Here is a 21,129-nt window from a genome sequence, read left to right as displayed (position 1 = left end):
GTCGTACTTGTCGTATTGCTCATGTCTTCACCCTCACCCTTGACGTCCGAAGAGGCCCGACGGGCGCACAAGAAGCACGATCACCATCAGCAGGAAGATCACCGTGTTTGCAGCGGGCGCGTAGAAGACCTTAGTCACGCCCTCGATCAGCCCCAGAGAGAAGCCGGTAATCACCGCCCCCGCAATCGAGCCCATGCCGCCGATCACGACGACCGCGAAGATCACGATGATCAGGTTCGCGCCCATCAGCGGGCTGACCGAGTAGATCGGTGCCGCCAGCACGCCTGCGAGACCCGCAAGGCCGGTGCCGAAGCCGAAGGTCAGCATCACCATCAGCGGCACGTTGATCCCGAAGGCTTTCACCAGCTCGGGGTTCTCGGTGCCCGCGCGCAGCCGTGCGCCGATCCGGGTCCGCTCGATCACGAACCAGGTCACGAAACACACCACGATCGAGAAGACGATCACGAAGAGGCGGTATTTCGGGAACATCATGAAGCCGAGATTGGTCACGCCCTTCATGCTCTCCGGCATCCCCGGATAGGGCGTGCCCGACGCGTTGAAGAAGTTGATGAACAGGCCCTGCAGCACCAGCGTGATCCCGAAGGTCAGCAGCAGCGAGTAGATCGGGTCGAGCTTGTAGAGCCTGCGCAGCAAGAAGCGCTCGATCAGCATCCCGAAACAGGCCACCAAGATCGGCGCGAGGATCAGCGCCGGCCAGAAGCCGATATGCAGGTCCGCCATGCCGATCCACTGACCGACATAGGAATACAGGATCAGCGCGAGGAACGCGCCGAGCATATAGAGCGCGCCATGCGCGAAATTGACCACGTTCAAGAGGCCGAAGATAACCGCGAGCCCGAGGCTCAGCATCGCGTAGAACACGCCGTTGTTTAGGCCCAGCATCCCCTGGGCAAGAATAAGTCGGATCATCGGATCCATCGGGGTTGTCCTCCCTGTCGGGTCTCGGGCGCCTGAGCCCGGCCCGGTTTCTCGTTACACGCTCAGGTAATGGTTCAGCCGGTCCATCGAGTCTTCGACCTGATCTGCTTCGATCACGTCGATCACCTCGCCATGTTCGATGACGTAATGGCGGTCGGCGAGCGGGGCGGCGAAGCGGAAGTTCTGCTCCACCAGAACGATCGTATAGCCGCGCGATTTCAGGTCGCGGATCACGCGGCCCAGGGTTTTCACGATCACGGGCGCAAGACCCTCGGTGATCTCGTCAAGGAGCAGCAGCCGCGAGCCGGTGCGCAGGATGCGCGCGATGGCCAGCATCTGCTGTTCGCCGCCCGAAAGCCGCGTGCCCATCCGCTTGCGGACATTGGCAAGGTTCGGGAACATCTCGAAGAGTTCCTCCACCGACATGCCGCCCTCGCCCACGCTCGGCGGAAGCATCAGGTTTTCCTCGACATTGAGCGAGGCGAAGATGCCGCGCTCCTCGGGGCAATAGCCGATCCGCGCATCGGGCGAGATCTTGTGCGTGGGTTTCGTCAGAAACTCCTCGCCATTGATCTTGATCGAGCCTTCGCGGCGATCGACCATACCCATGATCGAGCGCAGCGTGGTCGAACGGCCCGCGCCGTTGCGGCCCAGAAGGGTGATCAGCTGCCCCTCGCCCAGTTCGAGATTGATCCCGTGCAGCACGTGGCTTTCGCCATACCATGCATGCAGGTTCTCGATCTTGAGCATCGGTTTGATCATCGTTTCGGTGCTCATGCGACCTCCTCCTGCTCGTCGGCGGAGACGCCCATATAGGCCTCCATGACAGCCGGGTTCTTCGACACTTCGGAATAGGGCCCTTCGGCCAGAACTTCGCCGCGCGCAAGCACGGTGATCGTGTCGGCCAGTTCGGCCACGACGCCGAGGTTATGCTCCACCATGACAATGGTGCGCCCCTCGCGGACACGGCCGATCAGCTCGGTCACGGCGCCCACGTCCTCGGTGCCCATGCCTTGGGTCGGCTCGTCGAGCAGCATGAGTTCAGGCTCCAGCCCCAGCGTCGTCGCGATCTCCAGCGCGCGTTTGCGCCCGTAGGGCAGCTCCACCGCCTTGAGATGGGCGAATTCCTTCAGGCCCACCTGATCGAGCGCCGCCACCGCTTTCGCGTCGAGGTCGTGCAGCACCGATTTGGAACGCCAGAACTGGTAGCTCACGCCCAGCGAGCGCTGCAGCGCGAGGCGCACGTTCTCCAGCGCCGTCAGGTGCGGGAACACGGCGGAAATCTGGAACGACCGCACGATGCCCATATTGGCGATCTCGGCGGGTTTGCGATTGGTGATATCGCGGTCGTTGAAGAGGATCTTGCCCGAAGTGGGCGTGATGAATTTCGTCAGCAGGTTGAACATCGTCGTCTTACCCGCGCCGTTCGGGCCGATGATCGCGTGGATCGCGCCGCGCTTGATGCGCAGGTTCACGTCATTGACGGCCACGAAGCCGCCGAAACTCTTGGTCAGGTTCTTGGCCTCGAGAATGATATCGTCGCTCATGGTCTCGCTTTCGGACTGATACGCAGGCGCAGGGCGGTCGCAATGCCGCCCTGCGCCAAGGATTTGTTCAGATCACTTGTTGACCAGCTTGCAGCCGCCCGCTTCGAGCGAGGCATAGGCCTCGTTGCCCGGAATCGTGCGCGCCACGTCGGCCACATCCCACGGATCTTCGCCGCCGTCTTTCACCTTGAGCAGGTACATGTCATGCTCAAGCAGACCGTCGGGACGGATCGTGCCGCCCTTGGCGAAGAAGTCGTCGATCTTCATCTTGCCAAGCTGCTCACGCACCTTGTCGGCGTCGTCGGTGCCAGCTGCCTTGATCGCTTCGAGATAGGCCATGGTCAGCGAGTAGTCGGCTGCGTGCACGAAGGTCGGCGCTTCGCCGCCCGAGAACTTCTCGTACTCCGCTTTCCACTTCCGGCTCTCGTCATCCATGTTCCAGTACCAACCGCTGGTGAACTGGAGGCCTTTGGCGACGTCGGTGCCGAGCGACTTCACGTCCGAGATCAGCACGAGCATACCAGCGAGCTGCTGACCGCCTGCGACGATGCCGAATTCATGCGCCTGCTTGATCGCGTTGACGGTGTCCTGACCCGCATTCGCGAGACCGATCACCTTCGCGCCCGAGCTTTGCGCCTGCAGCAGGTAGGAGGAGAAGTCGGTGGTCGCCAGCGGCACGTCCGAGCTGCCCACGACCGAGCCGCCCAGATCTTCCACGACCGAGGACGTGTTGTCCTGCAGCGCGTGACCGAAGGCGTAGTCGGCGGTGATGAAGTACCAGCTGTCGCCGCCATTCTTCACAACGGCCGTCGCGGTGCCGACCGGCAGCGCGTGGGTGTCGTAGCCGTAGTGGATACCGTATTTCGAGCAGTTCTCGCCGGTCAGGGCCGCGGTGGCAGCGCCGGTGGCGAAGGTGATGGTCTTCTTCTCGGAGGCGAGCTGCTGCACGGCAAGCGCCACGGCCGAGTTGGTCAGGTCGGCGATCATGTCGACATGCTCTTGGTCGATCCACTCGCGAGCGGTGGCCGAACCGACGTCTGCCTTGTTCTGGTGGTCGGCCGAGATCACTTCGATCGGCTTGCCGAGCACTTCGCCACCGAAGTCGCGCACGGCCATCTTGACCGCGTCGACCGCGCCCTTACCCGAGAAACCGGTCGAATAGACGCCGGACATATCGCCCAGCACACCGATTTTCACGGAGCCGTTCGAGATCGCGTCCTGCGCCATCGCGCCGCCTGCGGCCAAGCTCAGCGCCGCGGCACTCACACCTGCGTAAATAGCTGATTTCATCAACATTCCTCCCGTTGGTTGATAGATTTGGCTCCCCGGCGCGCGGCGCCATGAGAGCACACCGACGGGACGCCTTTTCGGTCCCTGCCGGAATAAGATCTTGTGTTTCTCCTCGTGCGGCCGTCCCTGCTCCTCAACGCGGCCGCCAGTGAATTCAGCGTGGAAACGGGCGGACATTCAAGTGCTTGCGCCGCCGCGGTTCCCGATGACCCGATAAACTTCCTGTCAGTGCACGCACCTTAGGCAGAAACTGGCCATGTGCAAAAGGCTAGGTGGGAAAATGCACGCGACCATGCCACGTATTGCCAAACGCATGTGCGAAAATGCCCATATCTCCCGTTTTTCCGACGCGAGACCGCAAAAAGGACCGTCAATGAGCTTCGATTGGGACGATCTCCGATTCTTTCTCTCGGTGGCCCGGGCCGGTCGCCTGACCGTCGCAGCCCGTGCGATGGGCACCGATCATGCCACTGTATCACGTCGGGTCAAATCTCTGGAGACCCAGCTTGGCGCGCAATTGTTCGAGCGCAGCCCGCGCGGCTATGCGCTCTCGGAACATGGCGAGCGGCTTCTGGCGAAGGCCGAGCAGATCGAGAATGTCGCAGCCCGCGTGCAGGACGAATTGTCGGGCACGCTCTATGCCTTGTCCGGCACGGTGCGGATCGGCGCGCCCGATGCGTTCGGCGCGTTCTTCCTCGCGCCGCGTCTGGCGGAGTTCATCAAGGCCAATCCCGAACTGGAGGCGCAGCTGGTCGCCACGCCGCGGCTGTTCTCGCTGTCCAAACGCGAGGCCGATATCGCGATCACCCTGTCGCGGCCCGAAAAGGGGCGGCTCGTGTCACGCAAGCTCACCGAATACACGCTGCATTTCTATGCGTCCCCCGATTACCTCGCCCGCAATCCGGGGATCAACCGCAAGGAGGATCTGCTGAAGCACCCGCTGGTCGGCTATATCCCCGAGCTGATCTACACGCCGGAGCTGGATTACCTGTCGGTCACGCTGGGCGATCACACGCCGCGCCTGTCCTCGACCAACCTCTTCGCGCATAAGCATGTCGCGGAGGCCGGACGCGGGATCGCGGTGCTGCCCGACTTCCTCGCCCGCCATTCGACGAAGCTGGTGCCGATCCTGCCCGACGAGATCGAGATCCGCCGCACCTTCTGGCTGGTGACCCATGAAGACCTGCACGAGATCGCCCGCGTTCGTGCCGCGATGCGCTTCATCGCCGAGGAAGTCTCGAAGAACCGTGCAGAGTTCCTGCCCCGGATCACTGCCACCAGCACCTGACCACCCGACCGCAAAGCGACCGGGCGTCGTGGCGCTGTCATTCCTGTGCGGGCATTACTGTGCGGGCTTGCGCGCGAAATCGTCGATGGTGATCCCGCCATTGGCATTCTTGTCGAGCTGGGCGAACCACTTGGCCGTGCTGGTCTGGAACTCGGCCAGCGTCACCAGCTTGTCGCCATCGGCATCGGTCGCGGCCATCGTCATGCCATCTGCCATCTTCTGCATCTGCGCGCGCTGCTGGCCCTCGTAGCCCGCCACGTCATTGGCGCGCGCCTCGTCGAAGACCGCGTGTTCCTCGGCGTCGAGCTTGCCGTCTTCATTGGCATCGAAAGAGGCAAAGACATCCGAGCGCATCTGCTCCAGCTCGGCCAGCGTGGCCGTGCCGTCGCCATCGAGATCCCACGTGGACATGAACTGCTCGCCGGGGGTCTCTGCCTGAGCGGCGAAGGGGAGCGCGGTGAACAGCGCCGCGATCAGAATGGAGGTCTTGGTCATCTCGGATCATCTCTCTGACTTGGCCGCACCGCAGAGGGGCGGCCTGTTTTCGGGTTGCCCGGAGGATGTAGACAGTGCGGCGCGTCACAGAATGTGCCAGATCGCCGCGCGGCGTTTGTGCCGCAGGCCGCTTGAGCGGCGCTCATGATCTTGGCGCGGATTATTCCGATGCACAGAGGTGGCCCAGCCCCCTGCCCGGCTGCTATCACCTGCCCCACAGTCACCGGCACGTCGCTCAGCCGCGACGGAATGTCGAAAATCCACCCTGTCCCGCGTCGGTTTCGGGCAATTCTGCGCATACGAGGAGAGATTCGCATGGCACAGATCACCTTGGTCTATTGGCGTGACATCCCGGCCCAAATCATTGCGGGCAAGGGACGGCGTGGCGTCAAGAAACCGCTGCCCGAACGGTTCGAGCAGGCGATCGACCGCGCGGCTATGAAGATCGGCGCCCGCGACAGCGACGCCTATCTGGCCGAGTGGCGCAAGGTGGCTTCGGGTGAAGAGCCCGGCGACGATGCCGAAGCGGCCGAAGCCGTGCTGGCGCGTATTCTCTCTGACTATGACGACGCGCGGTTGCGTGCGTTGATTGCCAATGACGGCTGGAACACCCAGCCCGACGCGTAAGGGAGAATAGGCGCATGGCTCTTGTGAATTTCCGCCGCGAGGCCAAGACCCCGGCTCGTCCGCCGGTCAACGGCAAGATGACGGCTCTGCTGGAGGGCGCCTCGGTCGAGGTGATGCCCCGCACCGCCGCCAAGGTGGAAAGCTTCGCGCCTTTGTTCGCGAAGGGCTCCCGCGTCTATATCGCTCATATCGACGGCACCCCGATCGAGGAGATGCTCGCCACCGCCAAGCGTCTGCGCGAAGAGGGTTTCGAGCCGATGCCGCACTTTCCCGCGCGCATCATCCGCGACGAGGCACAGCTCAACGACTGGGTCGCGCGCTATCGCGGCGAGGCAGGCGTCGAGCAGGCGCTGCTGCTGGGTGGCGGCGTGGCCGAGCCGAAGGGCGAGTTCCACTGCGCGATGCAGATGATCGAAACCGGCGCGTTCGACGGCTTCGCGCGTCTGCACGTCGCCGGCCACCCCGAGGGCAACCGCGACATCGACCCCAAAGGCGGTGAGGCCGAGGTGATGGCCGCGCTGAAACTCAAGCAGGATTTCGCGAACCGCACCGATGCGGATATGGCGATCGCCACGCAATTCGCCTTCGAGGCCGGTCCGATCCGCGACTGGGCCAAGCGTCTGGAAGCCAACGGCATCGAAATGCCCGTCCATCTGGGCATCGCGGGCCCCGCGAAACTGCAAACGCTCCTGAAATTCGCCATCGCCTGCGGCGTCGGCCCTTCGCTGAAAGTGCTGCAAAAGCGCGCCCGCGACGTGACCAAGCTGCTCATGCCCTTCGAGCCGACCGAATTGCTGGCCGATCTGGCCGCCGATTGCCCGTCGAATATCGAAGCCGTGCATTTCTTCCCGCTGGGCGGTATCACCGCGACAGCCAATTGGATCGCCGAACAGAGAGGCCATGAATGACCCGCACCGTCCTTGAGTCCAAAACCAAAACCGTCGTGATCGGCTTTGACGAGCCCTTCTGCGTCATCGGTGAGCGGATCAACCCCACCGGCCGCAAGAAGCTGGCCGCCGAGCTGGAGCAAGGTGATTTCTCGACCGTCGAAAAAGACGCGCTCGAGCAGGTCGCCTGCGGCGCCACGGTTCTGGACATCAACTCGGGCGCGGTGTTCTCGAACAAGATGGCCGAAGACCCGCGCTATGCGGATAACAACTTCGTCGAACCCTCGCTGATGCGCGACCTGATCAACTGCGTGCAGGGCGTGATCGATGTGCCGCTCTGCATCGACAGCTCGGTTCCGGCGGCGCTCGAGGCGGGTCTCGAAGCCGCCGAAGGCCGTCCGCTTCTGAACTCGGTCACCGGCGAGGAAGAGCGTCTGGAACTGGTTCTGCCGCTGGTGAAGAAATACAACGTGCCGGTCGTCGCGATCTCGAACGACGACACCGGGATTTCCGAAGATCCCGACGTGCGTTTCGCCGTGGCCAAGAAGATCGTCGAGCGCGCCGCCGATTTCGGCATCCCCGCGCATGACATCGTCGTCGATCCGCTGGTGATGCCGGTGGGCGCGATGGCCTCCGCGGGCCGTCAGGTCTTCACGCTGGTCAACCGCCTGCGCGACGAGCTGGGCGTGAACACCACCTGCGGCGCGTCGAACATCTCCTTCGGCCTGCCGAACCGCCACGGGATCAACGGGGCCTACCTGCCGATGGCGATCGGCGCGGGCATGACCTCGGCCATCATGAACCCGGTGCGCAATCAGGAGATGGAGGCGATCCGCGCCGCCAACCTGCTGATGAACCACGACCCGAACGGGATGGAATGGATCCGCCTGTCGAAGACGCTCGACGCGATGAAAGAGGGCGGCCTCAGCTTCGCCGAAGCCTCTGCCGCTGCAGCGACCTCCTCGGTCGGTGGACGCCGCGGCGGGCGCCGTCGCCGCGCCTGATCCGCCCCACGAAGACTGTCGAACGCCCGGGGCTCGCTCCGGGCGTTTCGCATTTTGCGCATCGCGTTTCTTCCAGCCCGGAGTGGCGGCCCTTGCAGCGGCGATTGTTGCGCAAACAGGAACAAATCTTCTCTACATCCGCGACAATGGCGATCATCACCTCGCGATTCGCAGATCCGTGATCAATCCGAGCCCCTGCGCACAGAAACCGCCCCATTCAGCGATTTGCAGCCTTGGCAGGGCAGCAAACCGGCGGGATGTCGCCGCTTCAGGGCGCGCAGGCTCAAAATTCCAATTGTAAGGCAAAGATTTACTGGTCGGGCTTAAACCCGTATGTGTACCTTTGCGGCAACGAACAGGGATCACACGCTGCCATGCGCTTAGCATTCAAAACGCTCAGCGCGGCCTCCCCGGCGCCAACGCGCCTCGGGACGGCACCGCGCACAGGCCTGCTGAACGGCGCGTCCCCCGGACGTGCTGCGGCGCGGGCGGGCACGCTTGCTGCGCTGATCATCGCGGGCGCCCTCGCCGCCTGTTCGACCAACAGCCCCGAAGTGACGACCGCCCGCGGCACGGCCCAACTGCTCGATCTGTCCGCGCCCGATCTGGCCCCGGGGCTCAAGAACGGCCCCCCGTCTGAGCGGCTCCCCGATAACAGCCATCTGGGCGCCGACTTCATGGAGCTCAGCTTCTTCCTCGAATCCGGGCGCGCCCTGCCGCGCTTCACCCGGTTCGAAGGCCCGGTCTCGATCACGCTCGCAGGCAACGCGCCGCCCCTGGCGCAGACCGAGCTTGGTCATCTGGTCCACCGGCTGCAGCGCGAGGCGGGGCTGAACGTCTCGACCGAGCCGGGCAATGCGAACACGATCTCGGTGCAATTCGTACCCAAACGACAGATGCGCCGCGAAGTTCCCAATGTCGCCTGTTTCGTGGTGCCCAATGTCGAAAGCTGGACGGATTACCGCAACTCGCATGCCGACGAGGCCAGCGATTGGGCCAAGCTGACGCAGCGCCACTCCGCCACCGTGTTCATCCCGGCCGACTCCACGCCGCAGGAAATCCGCGATTGCCTGCATGAGGAGGTCAGCCAGGCGCTCGGGCCGGTGAACGATCTCTACCGCCTGCCCGACACGGTCTGGAACGACGACAATTTCCACACCGTGCTGACCAAGTTCGACATGACGATCCTGCGCGCCTATTACGATCCGGCGCTGCATACCGGCATGAGCCCCGCCGAAGTGCGTGCGGCCCTGCCCGCGATCCTGTCGAAGATCCACCCCTCGGGCGGTTCGATGCACGCCCTGCCCGCCGATCCGACGCCGCGCGCCTATGTGAAGGCGATCACCACCGCGCTCGGCCATGGGGCAAGCGACAAGCGCCGCCGCGCCGCTGCCGAACGCGCCACGAAGATCGCCACCAGCCGGGGCTGGCATGACAGCCGCGCGGCCTTCGCGTGGTTCGCGGTCGGGCGGCTGACGATGAAGACCGACCCCGAGAAAGCGGTCGCCGCCTATAAGAAGGCAGGCCGGATTTATCGCGCGACGCCCGGCGCGGAAATTCAGGCCGCACATATCGACATGCAGCTTGCGGCCTACGCGCTTGGCACGGGTCGCGCGCAGGAGGCAGTGTCGCTGGTGAACCGCGCGCTGGCCTCGGATGTGTCGAGCGAGAACGCCTCGCTGATGGCCACGCTCTACATGATCCGCGCCGAAGCCTATGGCCAACTGGGTGACGCGACGAAGGAACATCAGGCCCGTCTCGACATGCAGCAATGGGCGCGCTATGGCTTTGGCTCTGACGCGGCGGTGAAACGCCGCGCGGATGAGGTGGCGGCCCTCGCCAATGCGGGCGCTCGCGTGAACTGACCGCAAAAGGCGGACCGGGCGCGCCCGGACCAAGACCGTAAGGGGGCGCAGCATGTATGTTCTGGCAGGTGTCGTGATCGGGCTGATCTGGGGCGACTGGAAGGCCCGCAAACGCGGCGGCAACAAGCTCGACCGGGCGCAATATGCCGCTGTCCATGCGATCGGGCTGGCGCTGGTGGGCCTCTTCGTCACCGTGATCATCAACCGCATCTGGGCATAATCGGAGGGCGGCGATGTTCCTGCCATTCTTCGATGCTCTGCGGCGCGGCGGTGTCCCCGTCTCCTTACGCGAATATCTGAGCTTCCTCGAAGGGCTGGCCGCTGGCCTGTGCACCTACGACATCGACGGTTTCTACTATTTCGCCCGCGCCGCGATGGTGAAGGACGAACGCTTCCTCGACCGCTTCGACCGGGCGTTCTCCGAGGCCTTTTCGGGGCTGGAGGCGATCACGCCGGACGATGTGCTCAACGCCGTCGATCTGCCCGAGGAATGGCTGCGCAAACAGCTGGAGAAACACCTCACCGACGAGGAAAAAGAGCAGATCGAGGCGCTTGGCGGGTTCGACAACCTGATGGAGACGCTGAAAAAGCGGCTCGAGGAACAGAAAGGCCGCCATCAGGGTGGCAGCAAATGGATCGGAACCGGGGGCACCTCGCCCTTCGGCGCTTACGGCTACAATCCCGAAGGCGTGCGGATCGGACAAAAGGAAAGCCGCCACCAGCGCGCCGTGAAGGTCTGGGACAAGCGCGAATACAAGAACCTCGACGACCAGGTCGAACTCGGCACGCGTAACATCAAGGTCGCGCTACGGCGGCTCCGCCGTTTCGCGCGCGAAGGTGCGCCGACCGAACTCGATCTCGACGGCACCATCAAGTCGACCGCCCATCAGGGCTATCTCGACATCAAGATGGTCCCGGAGCGCCGCAACAAGATCAACGTGTTGATTTTCTTCGATGTTGGCGGCTCGATGGACAGCCACATCAAGCTCTGCGAGGAACTCTTTTCGGCGGCCCGCACCGAGTTCAAGAACCTCGAATATTTCTACTTCCACAATTGCCTCTATGAAGGCGTCTGGAAGGACAATCGCCGCCGCCACACGGAGAAGATGAATACCTGGGACGTACTCCACAAGTACCCCTCCGACTACAAGGTGATCTTCGTTGGCGACGCCACCATGTCACCCTACGAAATCACCTATGCGGGCGGCTCCGTGGAACACTGGAACGAGGAGCCGGGCGGCATCTGGCTCGAGCGCGTCAACCAGATCTACGAAAGCTGCGTCTGGATCAATCCGATCCCCGAGCGGCACTGGGAGTACACGCCCTCGCTCCAGATCATCAAGCAGATCATGGGTGAGCGCATGTATCCGCTGACGCTCGAGGGTCTCGATCACGCGATGCGCGAACTTTCACGCTAGACGATCAGCGCTTCGTATCGCGGTCGATCCTCCCATCCACCAGGTGAATGTTGCGGTCGGTTGCCTCCGCGAAACCGGGTTCATGCGTCACCGCAACAACGGTCCTTCCCTCCTCGCGCACCAGCTTCGCGAAAATCTCTTGCACGATCTGGCTGTTCTTGCTGTCGAGATTGCCCGTCGGCTCGTCGGCGAGAATGAGCGCCGGGTCATTGGCAAGCGCCCGGGCAATCGCCACGCGCTGGCGCTGGCCGCCGGAAAGTTGATCCGGCCTTTTCCTGGCCTGGTCCGCGATATCGAGCTCTTCGAGCAACCGGTGCCCCCGCTCATCCATCTGTCTTTCGCTCATGCCGCCGAGCCGCCGCATGGGCAGCATCACATTGTGAAGGACGGAGAATTCCGGAAGCAGAAAATGAAATTGAAAGACGAAGCCAATCTTGCGAAGCCGCATCGCCGCTAGTTCGTCTGCGTCGAGCACGGTCGTATCTTGTCCCTCAAGCAGCACCCGCCCCGACGTCGGTACATCGAGCAGCCCAAGCAGGTAGAGAAGCGAGGACTTGCCCGAACCAGAAGGCCCCGTGACGCTGACGAATTCGCCATGACCGATGCCGACATCGATATCGCGAACCAGCGTCACCGGCACCGCTTCCTGAAGAATACGGGTGACGCCGCGCGCTTCGATGAGCGCTTCCCCGCTCATGCCGCCCCCCGGATGATATCCACCGGACGAACCTGAGAGGCTTTCCGCGCCGGGTACCAGGCGGCGCCTACCGCCGAAAGAAGCGAGAAAAATCCGCCCAGAGCAAACTGGAAGAAGCCGCGATCGAGCACGATATGCTGCTTCTCCGACATGCCGGGAATGGTGAACTCGATGGAAGCAAGCATCTGCAGCAGCACGAGTCCGATGCACCAGCCGAGTAGCATGCCGACGACACCGACGACCGCCCCCTGTACGAGGAAGATCGCCTGAATATCGAAAGCGCGAAAGCCCATCGACATGAGGATCGCTATATCTCGCCGCTTTTCCATCACGATGGTCGAGATGATGTTGAAAATGCCGAAGGAAGCGACGACCATGATTGCGCCGACGATCGAATAAGTAATCGTGTTACGGATCACGAAGAGTCCGAGGAAATCGCGGTTTACTTCCTGCCAGGATTCCGAGCGATACCCCCATCGGCTTTCGATGCGCGCCGCGAAATCCTCCGCCTGGTCGGGATCGCCGATCTTGATCCGGATCCTGTTGGCGATGAATGGCTTGTCCAGCAGCACCTGCGCATCCTTGATCAGCATGTAGACCTGCCCCTCGTCGAGCAGAAGATTGCCTGTGCTGAAAATGCCCACCACCTTCATGCGCCGGACGAGCCCTGTCGGCGAAACGACCGTCGCAAGATCGTCCATTCTCAGGCCAAGCCTGTCGGACATTCCCCGTCCGATGACTATTCCTTGCGACGCCGTTTTAAGCCGCATCAGACTGCCCTCTCGCATGTCGCTTTCGACAGTCGTGAGATAGCGCTCCTTTTCAGGGTCGATGCCGGTAATTGACGCTCCGACATCCTTGCTCGCGTAACGCACAATGGCTTGCCCCGTCAGTGCAGCCTCGGCGATCACGCCTTTTTGTTGCGAGAGTTCGTCGACGATGGCGCCATAGTTCTTGATGCCACGTAGATATTCGCGCGGCTTCGTGTTCGTGAGCTCGACGGTTGCTTCCGGCATGGCGAGGAAAACCGGCTGCTTCGCCGCCGTACGAAACTCATCCTTCATCGTGATGTGCGGCGCGTTGTTCACCAGCCGCTGCACGAGATCGTTTTCCGATCCGGACATCACCGACGAAGTAGCGATGAAGAAGCCCACACCGAGCGCGACGCCCAGCGTCGAAACGATGGTCTGGCGCCGCCGGTGAAGAAGCTGCGCCGCGGCGATGCTGATGGCGACCCGCCAGAACACTTTTACCCTCGCCTATGAGGAGGCGGCGGAGACTGGCCTCGTCCGCACGCTGTCTCCTTCCGAAAGACCCGATGGCGGATCGGCAATAACGCTCGCATCCTCCGCAAGGCCTGAGAGAATCTCGGCGTTGGATTCGCCCACCGCGCCGAGCTCGACTTCCTGCAATCGCGCCACACCGTCTGAAACAACCCAGACGGATTTTCCCGACAATGATGAAATGGGAACGAGCAGCGCATTATCCTCGTGCCGCACGACGATGTTGATTTCGGTCGTCATGCCGGAAATGAGAGGTGTGCCTTCCGGCAGCGCAAGATAGACCCGGTAGGTCCGGCCGACAGGGTCCCCGTAAGGGGTGATGCGGACCACTCTCGCATCAAGAGCGCGCCCCGGAAAGGCATCGGCTCGGATCAGAGCCTCCTGCCCCGGCTTGACCTTGACGATATCTTCCTCATCCACCTCCGCATCGATCTGCAGTTCGGTGGGATCGCCAACCATGAAAAGGATCTGGCCGGGTTGCACCATGTCCCCGACCTTGATCCTGTTTTCGGAGCGCAGCACCTCGCCGGAAATCGGCGCCGTGATGAAATGATCGTCGAGCCGCGCTTTCGCCCCCCTGTAAGCGGCGACGGCTGCGGAATGTGCGCTCTCGGCCTGATCGAGGGTCGCCTGGCTCGCATTGCCCGTGCGTCTGAGCTGGCGAGCACGATTGAGTTCCGCTGCGGTAAGCTTTATTCGCGCGGCAAGTTCCTGCACACGCGTGATGTCCTCGCTCGCCTCGATAACAGCGAGTATGTTGCCTTGATTCACGGGTTCACCTTCGTGCTTCAGCACTTCGGTGATTGGCCCGGCAATCTTCGTTCCCACGCGTGCATAGCGGAGAGGCTCCACCGTTCCGGTGGCATAGACCGCTTCCACCGCATCGCCCCGGTGTGGAGGCGTCGTCGCGACCTCCGGAGGCTGAAAATAGGTGAAATAGACGAAGATGATTGCCGCGAGGATGACCGCGGCTGCGCCGCCTGTCCAGATTGAACGTCTTTGCAAAACGCCTCCACCGATGCCTCGGGCTGTTCACGTGACCTTGCTTATAGCAGAAGATGGCAGGACGGCGGCATCCGGGGACAACTCCAGGGGCGGAATGCCGCAGACCACCGGATAAGGGGATAAAACATGAAGGAAAAAATGATTCGGAGCGTCGCCTGGGCAGACCTTGCGGTAACTTTACCCTTCGCCCTGCCCTTTGTCGCGGAAGCGGTGATCGCACTTATATATTTTCTCGACCAGCGGCTCGGTTTCGGCACGCCATCAACTCTCTTCGAGATGGGACCTCTGGCGATAATGTTCGTGCACATCATGGGAGTTCTAGGGGTGGTGTGGGCTCTTGCCAGACTTTGTATGCCGTCCCCGCTTCTCGCCCGCATCGACGCAACCGCACGGCTCGTTGTTGCCGCACTCATTGTCTACGCCATCGCGCAGGGAACAACACCGGTGCTTTGGGTGTTCGTGCTGACGGAGATAGGAGGTAGCGCACTCCAGTTCTTGTTGTTTCGCTCCAAATGAAGTGCCCGTTCGTTCGCGTCAATGAAAATCACGGCTGCGGGGGACGAACCGGGCGGCACGTATCCGCTTCTGCTCTTCCTTGCCGTAATTGCCACCCCCGGAATCTTGCCCCGGATGCTTTGCACCATCCGTGCGAGCGATGACCGCTTCTCCGAAATTTTCCGAGGACAGCAATCCAAGCTCACCAGTCCAGTCTTCGAGATCGTCAGCAATGATATGGATGACGATACCTTCTTTCTGAACGCGGCCGCGCACGAGCATTAGCCTCGAAGTAAGAACGACACGGCGTCGTTTCTCATAAAGTTTCGGCCAGATGACGACATTGGCGATGCCCGTCTCATCTTCCAGCGTCGCGAAGATCACGCCGCTGGCAGTACCGGGCCGCTGACGAACGAGTACGAGTCCTGCAAGTGTCACGTGACGTCCATTCTCGATCGCTTTCAATTCCGCATTAGGCATGATGCGTTGCGTTGCAAAACGCATCCGCAGGAAAGAAATGGGATGTGCCTTCAGCGAAAGCCGCAACGTCGCATAGTCGAGAACGACATGCTCACCCAACGGCATCGCAGGTAAGCTCATCTCATCCTCTCGCTGCAGCCCCCCCTCCTCCAATGCCGCAAAAAGCGGCAAGGAAGCGGGCATTTTGCCGTTGTGTCCGTTTGCATATCCACCAAGGCCGCGCACAGCCCAGAGTGCTTCGCGACGATCCAAACCGATGGACCGGAATGCATCTGCATCCGCAAGGTGCTCAATGACGCGAGGATAAAGCCCTGTCCTGAGCCAGAAATGGCGCACAGAGTCGAAGCCGCCTCCACGCATCTCTTCTATTTGCCGCGCCGTTTCCTCCTGCACACCTTTGACCTGCCGATAGCCAAGCCGGACGGCAAACTTACCCAGCTGCGTCTCCTCGAGAGTGCAGTCCCAATCGCTGTAATTTACATCGACCGGACGCACCTCGACACCATGTTCACGCGCATCGCGAACAAGCTGGGCGGGTGCATAGAAACCCATCGGTTGGGAATTGAGAATTGCGGCACAGAACACATCAGGATAGTGACACTTGAGCCAGGCAGAAACATAAGTCAGCAGTGCAAAAGCGGCGGCATGACTCTCTGGAAAACCATAATCGGCAAACCCCTCGATCTGCTTGAAGCAGCGTTCTGCAAAATCCGGCTCGTATCCGTTTTCGATCATGCCACTGATGAACTTCTCGCGATATATGCCGATAGTGCCGGACTTTCGAAAAGTCGCCATGGCGCGGCGCAGCTGATCTGACTCACCCGCTGAAAATCCTGCCGCAACAATGGCAATCCTCATCGCCTGCTCTTGAAAAAGAGGTACCCCGTAGGTTTTCTCCAGCACTTCACGAAGCTCCTCCTTCGGATAATCTATCTCCTCTTCTTTGTTACGCCGTCGAAGATAGGGATGGACCATATCGCCCTGTATCGGCCCCGGCCGCACAATCGCCACTTCCACGACGAGATCATAGAACGTCCTGGGTTTCAGACGCGGCAGCATGGACATCTGCGCACGGCTCTCGACCTGGAACACACCGACGGCATCTGCTTCGCACAGCATCTCGTATACTTTCTCGTCGCCTTGCGGTACGTCCGCCAGCGTCAAGCGCTTGCCATAATGCTTCCCAAGAAGGTCAAAGGCCCGGCGAATACAGGTCAACATGCCGAGCGCCAGCACATCGATCTTGAGAATTCCAAGCTTGTCGAGATCGTCCTTGTCCCATTCGACGAAGGTTCGTCCTTCCATTGCCGCATTCTGTATCGGTACCACCTCTTCAAGGGGACCCTGAGTGATGACGAAACCGCCTACATGCTGCGACAGATGACGAGGGAAACCGATGAGATCGCTTGCAAGCCTCAATGCGAGACGTAGCTGCGGATTATTGGGGTCGAGACCTATCTCCCGGGCATCAGAAGCCGATATGCCGGTACTTGACCACCCCCAGGTCGAGCGTGACAAGGCCGTTATCACATCTTCAGATAGTCCGAATACCTTGCCCACGTCGCGAATTGCGCTCCGCGAGCGATAGCTGATCACCGTCGCCGCGATACCGGCTCGATGCCGTCCATACTTCTCGTATATGTACTGAATAACGTCTTCGCGGCGCTCGTGTTCGAAATCCACGTCGATATCAGGAGGTTCGTTCCGGTCTCGCGACACGAAACGTTCGAACAGAAGATTGATCTCGGAAGGATTGACCGACGTGATTCCAAGGCAGAAACAAACCGTTGAATTCGCTGCAGATCCCCTGCCTTGACAAAGAATTTTCTTCTCTCGCGCAAAGCGCACTATGTCATACACGGTCAAAAAATAAGGCGCATATCTCATCTCGTGGATGAGACTGAGTTCATGCTCTATGGCCTCTCGAATCTTTTTGCTGACACCACCCGGAAAATACCTCTTTGCGCCCTCCCATGTCAGACGCGTCAACATCTCCTGTGGTGTTTCGCTTTCCGAAAAGCTGTCGGAAGGATATTCGTATCGCAACTCGTCCAGGGAAAAACTGCAACGCGCGAGGATTTCTTGCGGTGCCGCCAGAGCATCAGGCCAATCCGCAAATAACCGCTCCATCTCTTCAACGCTTTTGATATGCCGCTCGGCATTGGGAGAAAGACGGAAACCTGCCTCCTCCAGGGTGCAGTGTTCGCGAATGCAGGCAAGCACATCATAAAGGGGTTTCCGTCCCGGCTCGTGATAGAGAACATCGTTTGTCGCAACGAGAGGAATATTTGCGTCGTTCGAAATCCGGGCAAGAACAGCGTGCCGGCGCCGGTCGTCTCCACGATAGAGAGGTACGAGACCAATCCAAACGGATTCCGGAAAGGCCTTTGCAAGCGCTTCGAGATTGCCCTTGAACTCATTACCCGGAACAACCGGCGGCATCGCGATAAAACAAAGCCCATCACCATGAGCAATGACATCTCTTATAGTGATATGACATTCGCCTTTCGGTGCGCGCCGATTACCAAGTGTCAAAAGTTTCGTCAGACGCCCATAGGCATCGCGGTCCCGCGGATAGGCTGTAACTTCGAAACCGTCCTGCAAGACAAGTCTTGTCCCGACAACAAGCCTTATTCCCACTTCCTTTGCTGCTGCGTGGGCACGCACTACCCCAGCCAATGTGTTCCGGTCTGCTATGCCAATAGCGGAAAGGCCAAGCTTCTGAGCAGTCAGGACAAGCTCTTCGGCGTGAGAAGCTCCACGCAGGAAGCTGAAATTACTCGCCGCTGCAAGTTCCGCAAAAGGCATGCTCATTCGTACACACCATGCAGAAACCAGCTCGGCGCTTCGCTACCACGGCAGTAAAGCCCTTCACGAAATAGCCAGAAGCGGCGACCATCCTCATCTTCCACACGGTAATAGTCGCGCGTCCGCTGCCTGTTGCCGCGCCACCATTCGGGCGTAATTCGTTCCGGCCCCTCCGAACGTGCGACGCGATGGAGAATCCGACGCCAGCGGAAAATACGGGGAGGTCCTTCTGGTACCTCGGCAATGACATCCACGGCCTCCGGCATGGGCAGCAGCCGCACGGGCCGAGGAAGACTGCCTCCGAGCATGGAAGCACGGTGTTGATCTCTATGCATCGTCCAGCCACGCATGGACGGCGTAAGTCCGCGAAGGGCAACAACATCGGTAAAGGCACGCTCAGGAATATGGCTTGCCCTTGGTTCCAGCCGCACAACACGATCAGGGCCAAGTCTGTTGCTCAGCCGGTCCAGAAAACCTTCGAGATTTTGCCGACATACTTCGCTTCCACCGAAACTGTTTTGGGCGGGTAACAAGGGTTCCACTGCAAGACAGGCAAGCGTGATTCCGTCGATACCGAACCCTGCATCAAAGTCATCACCTGCCTGCGCAAGCTTTTCGCGAAAGAGCCGCGCCAGATGTTCTGCTTCATGCGAAGGCCTTCCGGTGCCGGCTCGAAGCCGCACCACCTCCCCATCAACGCGAAAAAGATGCAATTCAAGCTGCCGGGCTCCCTGTTGCTCACGTTGCAGTACCTCACAAAGATCGCCTGTCACCCGGAGGACAGCCTCCTCAATATGCCCGAGTTGTGTAAGTCCCTCTGCGAAAGACAGTTGCGCGCGATAGAGAACAGGCGGCGATATAGGCGAAATAGGCTCAGGCTCGAAGCCAAGTGCTTCATCGAGACGCCGAGCTACCACCTCACCGAAACGCGCGGCAATCGGCGCGCGAGGCTTGCCATAGAGATCTCCTGTCCGCTTCAACCCAAGACGCATGAGAGCATCGGCTATCGCGCTATCGAGTCGAAGCGCCGCTACAGGCAAATCATGCAGCGCACTCGCCTCTCCATCCTTCTGCACGATCGAGAAAGGATGAGGACCATAGCGAGCCATCGCCCAGGCCGCGCCCGGCGTTGAAGCGATAGCGGCGCGAACGGTGAGCTTCAACTTGTTGAAGCGTCCATGGAGGTTTGCCAGCAGCGCTTCTTCACCCCCGAAGAGATGCGCACAGCCCGTGATGTCGAGCAGAATTCCGTCTGGCTCTGCATCTCTGCCAACGGGATCCATCGTCGCCCATGGCGTGTAATGACCGCACCAGCGAGCAATGTGCTGAAGCGCCTCCCGATCGCCGTCGCTATCGGCAGGATGCAATTCCAAAGAAGGACAAAGCGCCATGGCGTCCGGCACGAGCTGTCCCTGCTCTACTCCAGCAGTCTTGGCAAGCTGATCGCATGCGGCAATACGAACACCACCGGCCCCCGAACGTGCAATCGCCCTGGGTCTCTTTGCAACCTTGCCGTGCCGCCTCTCAAGATCGCGGTAAAGCCGCTCGATGGGCCAAAAAGGCAGCCAGAGCGAAACAACTCGCCTTTCGCTCCTCATGTTCGCACCACAAATTCAGAACAAAACAAGAACGAAATTATGACGTCTTGCGGCCAGGATGGCGAGTCGAATCCGCCTAACTTTCCGCCCATTCATTGCCCAAATTGGGAGTAGCCTTAGGTTGCTGGAACAGGCGCCCTGAGCATCGGGAGACAGAAGCATGTTACGATTTTCATACGCGAAACGGCTGGCTTGCGGTTTGATTTTGGCCCTTCCGATTGCCTTGGGCGCTTGCAGCGATCCTGCCGCCGAACAAGCACGGCTCGACGCGATAGATCATCAGAATTGCGTGGACCTCGGCTTCAAGCCAGAAACCGAAGCCTATGGAAACTGCCGCCTCAAGATGAAGGAAATCCGCGCAAAAGAAGAAGGCAACCGTTCTCCGAATGTCGGCTTCGGTGTGGGTATTGGCGTAGGACTCTGATCTCGGGAGTTTCAGTCATGCGTATCATGCGAAACATTCTGGTTGTCGCGGCGCTCGCTACTCTTGCTGCATGCGTCAGCCCGCAGGAACAAGCAGCTCGGACGGCAGCAGAGCGACATGCCGACGAAATCGAATGCAAGAAAATCGGCTTCACGGAAGGTACGGAAGCGTTTGCCGACTGTATGCTGAGGCTGAAGGAAATTCGTGCGCAGGAAGAAAACACGCGCGCCTTGAGACGCGCGCGCACACCTTCGCCTTGGTGGGGACCCTATCCCGGCTATCCCTATCGTTATTATCCTCCCTATTACTGGTGAGCTGAATTTCACGCGATCTGCCGGAGAGGCGAAGCCGAAGGAGATGCCGTAAGGGCAGGTCTAGCGCCGTCATTTCCTTCCGCCTGAGACACAGCCGTAAAAGCCCCCTTCATCGCATTCCATTCCAGCAACCATGATGCTGGCTTTCCGCCCCGTGCACGCGAGAGTTCGACTTTCCAGCGCGGTGCACCGGGCAGTTTTTCCTCTGGGGTCACATAAGGAACGGGGCTACTTCTCGCCGAAGCGATACGCCACCGGGTGATGGCAACGCTCGCACCTTCTTTGGCATGCCCGGTGAAAAGAACGGCCGGCACTCCGGATGTTTCAGCCGCAAGTTGCAGTCTTCTTGTCGCAGCAAGACTGAGCACAGGAGAGCGTCCGTCGATCTCGCCGACAACGATCGAGAAGGCACGGCTTCGCAGCGCCTCCTCTATCGTCCACAAACAGTCGGCATCGGAAGCCGGAAACGCGTGTATCAACCTTTCCGGTTCCATACCGAAAGCGGAAAGACCTGGTCCGTAAAGCCGCCCCATGTCGAAAGGTGGCTTGGCCGTTTCACACCACAGGACGGGAAGAGACACGTCGCGGCTGGCCCTGATAATGAGTGAAATGAGAAACCCCGTTGCCGCCCCCATATCCCGATAAGCAGCCGCCGCAACTTCATG

21 protein-coding genes are annotated in these 21,129 nt (G+C 60.7%); 10 read left to right on the top strand and 11 right to left on the bottom strand.

Translation table 11 applies throughout. The annotated features are described in order from the left end of the window. Positions 1-33: 33 nt before the first annotated feature. The 4 genes from B3D39_RS19410 to B3D39_RS19395 form a co-directional block, all read right to left on the bottom strand. The gene (locus tag B3D39_RS19410) at positions 34-930 is read right to left on the bottom strand and encodes a branched-chain amino acid ABC transporter permease (protein WP_232621600.1); all 897 of its coding nucleotides are present in this window, start codon (positions 928-930) and stop codon (positions 34-36) included. 63 nt (positions 931-993) lie between these two features. After that, on the bottom strand, positions 994-1,716 hold the full coding sequence (locus B3D39_RS19405; RefSeq protein ID WP_414718040.1) for an ABC transporter ATP-binding protein: 723 nt from the start codon (positions 1,714-1,716) through the stop codon (positions 994-996). Beyond that, positions 1,713-2,486, bottom strand: a complete 774-nt coding sequence (locus B3D39_RS19400; RefSeq protein ID WP_078540781.1) for an ABC transporter ATP-binding protein — start codon at positions 2,484-2,486, stop codon at positions 1,713-1,715. The genes B3D39_RS19405 and B3D39_RS19400 overlap by 4 nt, the downstream gene beginning before the upstream one ends. 72 nt (positions 2,487-2,558) lie before the next feature. After that, on the bottom strand, positions 2,559-3,776 hold the full coding sequence (locus tag B3D39_RS19395; RefSeq protein WP_078520796.1) for an ABC transporter substrate-binding protein: 1,218 nt from the start codon (positions 3,774-3,776) through the stop codon (positions 2,559-2,561). A 373-nt stretch (positions 3,777-4,149) separates the two neighbouring features. Between B3D39_RS19395 and B3D39_RS19390 the strand changes: the two genes are divergently transcribed. Continuing rightward, positions 4,150-5,064 carry a LysR family transcriptional regulator gene (locus tag B3D39_RS19390; protein ID WP_078520797.1) on the top strand — a complete coding sequence of 305 codons (915 nt, stop codon included), beginning with the start codon at positions 4,150-4,152 and terminating at the stop codon, positions 5,062-5,064. Between the two features lie 54 nt (positions 5,065-5,118). On the opposite strand, the gene B3D39_RS19385 is transcribed toward B3D39_RS19390, so the two are convergent. Beyond that, positions 5,119-5,559: a hypothetical protein gene (locus tag B3D39_RS19385; protein ID WP_078550184.1), complete on the bottom strand. Its 441-nt coding sequence runs from the start codon at positions 5,557-5,559 to the stop codon at positions 5,119-5,121. 315 nt (positions 5,560-5,874) lie between these two features. On the opposite strand from B3D39_RS19385, the gene B3D39_RS19380 reads away from it, so the two are divergent. The 6 genes from B3D39_RS19380 (at position 5,875) to B3D39_RS19355 (ending at position 11,360) form a co-directional block, all read left to right on the top strand. Beyond that, positions 5,875-6,186 (top strand): virulence factor, encoded by a 312-nt coding sequence (locus B3D39_RS19380; RefSeq protein WP_078520799.1) that lies wholly within the window; start codon positions 5,875-5,877, stop codon positions 6,184-6,186. 14 nt (positions 6,187-6,200) lie between these two features. Next, the gene (locus tag B3D39_RS19375) at positions 6,201-7,094 is read left to right on the top strand and encodes a methylenetetrahydrofolate reductase (protein WP_274963728.1); all 894 of its coding nucleotides are present in this window, start codon (positions 6,201-6,203) and stop codon (positions 7,092-7,094) included. Beyond that, positions 7,091-8,077 carry a methyltetrahydrofolate cobalamin methyltransferase gene (locus tag B3D39_RS19370; protein ID WP_078540773.1) on the top strand — a complete coding sequence of 329 codons (987 nt, stop codon included), beginning with the start codon at positions 7,091-7,093 and terminating at the stop codon, positions 8,075-8,077. Before B3D39_RS19375 ends, B3D39_RS19370 begins: the two co-directional genes overlap by 4 nt. A 374-nt stretch (positions 8,078-8,451) precedes the next feature. Further along, positions 8,452-9,942 carry a DUF2927 domain-containing protein gene (locus B3D39_RS19365; RefSeq protein WP_274963432.1) on the top strand — a complete coding sequence of 497 codons (1,491 nt, stop codon included), beginning with the start codon at positions 8,452-8,454 and terminating at the stop codon, positions 9,940-9,942. Positions 9,943-9,994: 52 nt separating this feature from the next. Then, complete coding sequence (locus B3D39_RS19360) at positions 9,995-10,162, top strand: hypothetical protein (protein WP_165756950.1); 168 nt, start codon at positions 9,995-9,997, stop codon at positions 10,160-10,162. Between the two features lie 13 nt (positions 10,163-10,175). Further along, positions 10,176-11,360 carry a vWA domain-containing protein gene (locus B3D39_RS19355; protein WP_286789988.1) on the top strand — a complete coding sequence of 395 codons (1,185 nt, stop codon included), beginning with the start codon at positions 10,176-10,178 and terminating at the stop codon, positions 11,358-11,360. Between the two features lie 4 nt (positions 11,361-11,364). Here the strand turns inward: B3D39_RS19355 and B3D39_RS19350 are convergent, their stop codons facing one another. The 3 genes from B3D39_RS19350 to B3D39_RS19340 are packed head-to-tail and all read right to left on the bottom strand — an operon-like array spanning position 11,365 to position 14,345. Then, positions 11,365-12,057, bottom strand: a complete 693-nt coding sequence (locus B3D39_RS19350) for an ABC transporter ATP-binding protein (RefSeq protein WP_286789987.1) — start codon at positions 12,055-12,057, stop codon at positions 11,365-11,367. Then, a complete protein-coding gene (locus tag B3D39_RS19345) occupies positions 12,054-13,304 on the bottom strand; it encodes an ABC transporter permease (protein WP_286789986.1) in 1,251 nt (416 codons plus the stop codon). Before B3D39_RS19345 ends, B3D39_RS19350 begins: the two co-directional genes overlap by 4 nt. A gap of 12 nt (positions 13,305-13,316) precedes the next feature. Continuing rightward, positions 13,317-14,345: an efflux RND transporter periplasmic adaptor subunit gene (locus tag B3D39_RS19340; RefSeq protein WP_286789985.1), complete on the bottom strand. Its 1,029-nt coding sequence runs from the start codon at positions 14,343-14,345 to the stop codon at positions 13,317-13,319. 126 nt (positions 14,346-14,471) lie between these two features. On the opposite strand from B3D39_RS19340, the gene B3D39_RS19335 reads away from it, so the two are divergent. Next, the gene (locus B3D39_RS19335; RefSeq protein WP_286789984.1) at positions 14,472-14,861 is read left to right on the top strand and encodes a hypothetical protein; all 390 of its coding nucleotides are present in this window, start codon (positions 14,472-14,474) and stop codon (positions 14,859-14,861) included. A gap of 18 nt (positions 14,862-14,879) precedes the next feature. On the opposite strand, the gene B3D39_RS19330 is transcribed toward B3D39_RS19335, so the two are convergent. Beyond that, positions 14,880-18,134, bottom strand: a complete 3,255-nt coding sequence (locus B3D39_RS19330) for an error-prone DNA polymerase (protein WP_286789983.1) — start codon at positions 18,132-18,134, stop codon at positions 14,880-14,882. Beyond that, positions 18,131-19,726: a DNA polymerase Y family protein gene (locus B3D39_RS19325; protein ID WP_286789982.1), complete on the bottom strand. Its 1,596-nt coding sequence runs from the start codon at positions 19,724-19,726 to the stop codon at positions 18,131-18,133. Before B3D39_RS19325 ends, B3D39_RS19330 begins: the two co-directional genes overlap by 4 nt. 160 nt (positions 19,727-19,886) lie before the next feature. Here B3D39_RS19325 and B3D39_RS19320 point away from each other — a divergent pair, with 160 nt between their 5' ends. Together B3D39_RS19320 and B3D39_RS19315 are read left to right on the top strand one after the other, a co-directional pair. Beyond that, positions 19,887-20,150 (top strand): hypothetical protein, encoded by a 264-nt coding sequence (locus tag B3D39_RS19320; RefSeq protein WP_286789981.1) that lies wholly within the window; start codon positions 19,887-19,889, stop codon positions 20,148-20,150. Between the two features lie 17 nt (positions 20,151-20,167). Beyond that, positions 20,168-20,464 carry a hypothetical protein gene (locus tag B3D39_RS19315; protein WP_286789980.1) on the top strand — a complete coding sequence of 99 codons (297 nt, stop codon included), beginning with the start codon at positions 20,168-20,170 and terminating at the stop codon, positions 20,462-20,464. An 8-nt stretch (positions 20,465-20,472) separates the two neighbouring features. Here the strand turns inward: B3D39_RS19315 and B3D39_RS19310 are convergent. Beyond that, positions 20,473-21,129, bottom strand: a 657-nt coding sequence (locus tag B3D39_RS19310) for an ImuA family protein (RefSeq protein WP_286789979.1), incomplete at its 5' end; no start/stop codon positions are given.

It is taken from the genome of Thioclava sp. UBA3469 (assembly GCF_002378135.1).
Lineage (GTDB): Bacteria > Pseudomonadota > Alphaproteobacteria > Rhodobacterales > Rhodobacteraceae > Thioclava > Thioclava sediminum.
Note: the sequence above shows the minus strand (reverse complement) of the source record. Positions and strands in the feature narration are given on the sequence as shown.